The following is a 1,283-nucleotide window of genomic DNA, read 5'->3' on the forward strand; positions in this document are numbered from 1 at the left end:
TACCTCTTGCCAATCCGTACTTTCAAATAAATCGCCTTGTCCTTGCATCCCGTTGCCTATTTAAACCACAAAAATTTCAGATAATTATCACCTTTGCAAAGGCTATTGGTTATTCTTGTAGATAATAAGAATTTTAACAATAAAAGAATAATTCTCGTAGTAACGGACGAGCTAGTGGGGAGCTAATGCGTTATTCACCCAGAAAGCAGTGCTATTTTGCACTGTTCTTTTTCGCTTTTGTTGCCTTGTGTGTTGGTGTTATTGAGCTGTTGCATCAGAATCAGCAAGACCTTCAGCAAGAGCGCGTGCAAGTTGAAGCCAAAGAACAACTGTCTATCCTCCGCTCCAATTTGGAAGCGGTACTCATGGCTGATATTTACAAAGCCAGCACATTAGCGACGCTAATCACTTTGCTGCCAAATAGCGAAGAAGAGGAGCTAAGCATTGCCGCCGATCGTATTCTTAACAAAAGTAAGCACATCACGGTCATCGGTATTGCGGAAAATGATGTAATTAGCCATATATTCCCAACTCAAGGAAACGAGCGCGTCCTTGGTCTGGATTACCGTAAAGTACCAGCGCAATGGGTACAAGTTCAAAAAGCCAAAGATATTCAAGAGATTTTCATCGCGGGGCCTGTGTCGCTTGTTCAAGGTGGGCGAGGGCTTATTGTACGCGTGCCAGTATTTCGAGACCCGCCAATCAACAAAGAGTATTGGGGGGTGATCAGCGCCGTGGTGGATTTTGATGGTTTAATGCGAGAAACCGGCGTATTCGACTTCTCATACCATTATCCTTTGACGATACGTGGTTATGACAGCGGCGGCGAATATGGGGATATGTTCTTTGGTGATCCTAATCAAACGGGAAAATTGTACGCCAAAGAGCATGTGCACTTCCCTTACGGTGGCTGGAGTATGGCGGCCTACGCGGGTGGGCAGCTTGAGCAACAAATTTCGTGGTTTGAGCTGAACATCGTCAGAATCATTGGCTATCCCATTCTCATTGCACTGAGTATTGCGTTGATCGTGATTTACCGTTTGTACATCATCGCTGACGACCGTGCGCTGCATGATGAACTGACGCATTTGCCCAATCGCCGCTACTTTATGCAGTCATACAAGCAGCAGTTTGAAATCGCTAAGCGCTATAAAAAACGGTACAGCTTTGCGTTGATCAATATAGATCTAGACCGATTGAAACACATCAAGGATAGCTTCGGCCATGACGCGGGGGACAGGGTGTTGATTGCGACCGCATAGCGCATCAAAAGCAGCTGTAGA

General features: G+C 45.5%; 1 pseudogene. It reads left to right on the forward strand.

Annotated features, from left to right (window positions below):
* Nucleotides 1-185: 185 nt before the first annotated feature.
* Nucleotides 186-1,259: pseudogene (locus R7P67_RS24845) on the forward strand (diguanylate cyclase domain-containing protein); the annotation flags it as partial.
* Nucleotides 1,260-1,283: the final 24 nt, after the last annotated feature.

The organism is Vibrio sp. Vb0937 (genome assembly GCF_033338855.1).